Raw genomic sequence first — 3,807 nt, forward strand, 5'->3', positions numbered from 1 at the left:
GGGCCCTGTGCCGGTGAAGGTCCCCAAGGTTCGGGATCGCTCGGGTTCGGGGATTAAATTGGGGTCTCCTCAGAATTCGGAACTTAAAGCACGCTAAGCTCCTGCGAAGGGCCGCAACCACTTATATTTGCTGGCTCTGGCACGTGGACCCCCTGACAAATGTCGTTATGGGGATCTCGATTTCAACATCGCAGCCTTTCGCTGTGACAACCACGACCGAAAACGGTGTACGAATAATGGTGCGTGTCCAGAATGCTGTTTCCATTACTTTCGTACACGGTTCTATCTCCCATCCGAAATGGACCCGTTTCGGACGGAAACTTGCGAGAGGAAGACCCCCATGCCCCGCCGTTCTATCTTGTCTGCCGCCGAGCGCAACAGCCTGCTCGAAACACCCACCACCCAGGATAATCTCATCCGGCGCTATGCCTTCGATGAGCGGGACCTCTCCATCATCCGTCAACATCGTAGGCCAGAGAATCGCCTAGGGTTTGCGGTCCATCTTTGCTACATGCGATTCCCGGGTGTCATCTTGGGAGCAGAAGAAATGCCATCCACACCGTTGCTGCGGCTGGTGGCCGATCAGATCGACGTACCCATGGAGGCATGGGAAAGCTATGCTCAGCGCGCGGAAACGCGCCGCGAACACCTGCTGGAGTTACAAACTGCCTTCGGGTTTACGACGTTCACCACGACACACCACTACCGCAGCGCTATTGAGAGCCTAGATGGTCTGGCCTGGCAGACGGACAAGGGTATCGTGCTCGCATCGGCACTGGTGGAGGGGTTCCGCCAACAAAAAGTGCTGTTGCCGGCACCAGAAGTCATCGATCGCATCTGTGCTGAGTCGATCACCAGGGCCAACCGGCGGATCTATGCGGCGCTGACGGATGTGCTGTTGGCCGACCACCGTCAGCGACTGGATGCGCTCCTCAAGCGCAAGGATGGCAACCAGAAGACGGTGCTGGCCTGGCTGCGGGAGGCACCGGCCAAATCGAACTCGCGGCACATGCGCCGGCACATTGAGCGTTTGCAGGCCCTACAGGCGATAGATTTGCCAACCGGCATGGATCTTCTGGTTCACCAGAACCGCCTACTCAAGCTGGCTCGTGAGGGCGGCCAAATGACGCCAGCGGATCTCGCCAGGTTCGAGACCCAGCGCCGCTATGCGACACTGGCGGCACTAGTCATCGAAGCCACCGCCACGGTAACTGACGAGATCATCGACCTGCACGACCGCATCCTGGGGAAGTTATTCAACGCCGCCAAACAAAAACATCAGGAGCAATTCCAGCGTTCGGGGAAGGCCATCAACGACAAGGTCCGCCTGTACGGGCGGATCGGAGATGCCTTGCTGGAAGCCCGCAAGAGCGGTGCGGATCCCTTTGCCGCCATTGAATCGGTCCTCCCCTGGGAGGCATTCACCGCCAGCGTCACCGAAGCCAAAGATCTCGCCCGTCCCGCCGACTTCGATTTCCTCCACCACATCGGCGACAGCTATACCACCGTCCGTCTTTATGCGGCACCGTTTCTGGCAGTCCTCAAGTTGCGTGCGGCACCTGCGGCCCAGGACCTGCTCGATGCCGTCGATGTGATCCGCGGCCTGTATGACAGCAATGCCCGCAAGATGCCTGCGGGTGCCCCGACCCGATTCATCAAGCCGCGCTGGAAAAAGCTGGTGGTCACCGGAGACGGCATCGACCGGCGCTACTACGAGCTGTGCGCCCTGTCAGAGCTCAAGAATGCCCTGCGCTCCGGCGATATCTGGGTGCAGGGCTCGCGCCAGTTCAAGGACTTCGACACGTACCTGATCCCCGCCGGGCGGTTCGACGAGCTTACCCAGGCTGGCGCCCTGCCGCTGGCGGTGAACACCGACTGTGAGACTTATTTGCAGGAGCGCATAGCGCTGCTGGAACAGCAGCTCGCCAGTGCCAGTCAGCTGGCAGCCGCCGATGACCTGCCGGATGCCCTCATCACGGACTCCGGCCTGAAAATCACCCCGCTGGATGCGGTCGCTCCGGACACGGCGCAAGTGCTGATCGACCAGACGGCGGCGCTGCTGCCGCACATCAAAATCACCGATCTACTGATGGAAGTGGACGCCTGGACCGGATTCACCCGCCACTTCACGCACCTCAAGAGTGGCGATGAGGCCCGGGACAAGACCCTGCTGTTGACGGCGATACTTGCCGACGGCATCAATCTGGGATTGAGCAAAATGGCAGAATCGAGCCCCGGTATGACCTATGCCAAGCTGTCCTGGCTGCAGGCCTGGCACATCCGCGACGAGACCTACTCGGTGGCTCTGGCCGAACTGGTCAACACGCAGCTGCGCAATCCCTTTGCCGCGCATTGGGGGGACGGCAGCACCTCGTCATCGGATGGTCAGCGCTTCCGCGCCGGCGGCAAGGCCGAGAGCACCGGGCACGTCAATCCGAAGTATGGGGCGGAGCCCGGGCGGCTGGTCTACACCCACATCTCCGACCAATACGCACCGTTCAGCAGCAAGCTGGTCAATGTCGGGGTGCGCGATTCGACCTATGTGCTCGATGGGCTGCTGTACCACGAGTCGGATCTGCGGATCGAAGAGCACTACACGGACACCGCCGGCTTCACGGATCATGTCTTCGCCCTGACGCATCTGTTGGGGTTCCGTTTCGCACCGCGGATCCGGGATCTGGGGGAGACCAAGCTGTTTCTCCCCAAGGATGGCCCCGGATATGAAGCCCTCAAGCCGATGATCGGTGGCACCCTGAACCTCCAGCTCATCCGCACCCATTGGGCAGATATCCTGCGCCTGGCGGCCTCCATCAAGCAGGGGACGGTGACTGCCTCTCTCATGCTCAGGAAGCTCGGCAGCTATCCGCGTCAAAACGGTCTGGCGGTGGCCCTGCGCGAGTTGGGACGCATCGAGCGCACGCTGTTCATCCTCGATTGGCTGCAAAGCGTGGAACTACGCCGGCGGGTGCAGGCCGGACTGAACAAGGGCGAGGCCCGCAATGCGCTGGCCCGGGCGGTGTTCTTCAATCGGCTGGGGGAGATCCGGGATCGGGGCTTTGAACAGCAGCGCTACCGAGCCAGTGGCCTGAATCTGGTGACGGCGGCCGTCGTACTGTGGAATACCGTGTATCTGGAGCGGGCGGTCAGCGCCCTGCAGGAGCATGGGCAGACGGTCGACGAAACGCTGCTGCAGTACCTGTCTCCCCTGGGCTGGGAACACATCAATCTGACGGGTGATTACCTGTGGCGGCGTAGTGCCAAGCTCAAACAAGGCAGATATCAGCCGCTGCGGCCCTTCGCAGGAGCTTAACGTACTTTAAATTCCGTTTCCTGAAGGGACCCCACTTTGGCCTTTTCGTGGGTTCAGAAAGGGGTCCCCTCAGGATTCGGAATTTAGAGTACGTTAAGACCCTGCGAGGCCACGGAATAACCTGTATTTACTGGCTTTGGCATATTCTATCACCAGCAGAAAAGGAGCGCCCACTTGCCGCCTTCGGCGCCGGGCGCAAACATCCCCGGCGGGGAGCCTGCCGCTCTCCCTGTCCTCGCCTTCGGCTCGCCGGATCGACCCCCTCTGGGGACGTTGTCCCCCGATGCCTACGGCATCGGCTCCCCCTTTATTTTTATTCAACGACGAAAAGACGTCGAGAAATGGCCCAGAATCGGTTTTTGATGGCCTAAGGCATTTTCCCTGGCCAAGGCCCTTTGCGTGCGCTGCAGGACAAATTTGCGGCCTTTACGGTGGCCTTTGCGTGAGGAAGTCACGGTGCATTGTTTGACGGAGCGATGGGGCTGCCCTATAATTTG

2 protein-coding genes are annotated in these 3,807 nt (G+C 60.4%); one reads left to right on the forward strand and one right to left on the reverse strand.

Annotated features, from left to right (window positions below; genetic code table 11):
- The first annotated feature begins 340 nt into the window (after positions 1–340).
- Positions 341–3,310: a Tn3 family transposase gene (locus AC2VNK_RS06885; protein ID WP_486883268.1), complete on the forward strand. Its 2,970-nt coding sequence runs from the start codon at positions 341–343 to the stop codon at positions 3,308–3,310.
- A 317-nt stretch (positions 3,311–3,627) separates the two neighbouring features.
- Here AC2VNK_RS06885 and AC2VNK_RS06890 read toward each other — a convergent pair.
- On the reverse strand, positions 3,628–3,807 hold a 180-nt coding region (locus tag AC2VNK_RS06890; RefSeq protein WP_486883269.1), incomplete at its 5' end, for a hypothetical protein.

The sequence above is a fragment of the Acidithiobacillus sp. TH-A35 genome, from assembly GCF_057473505.1.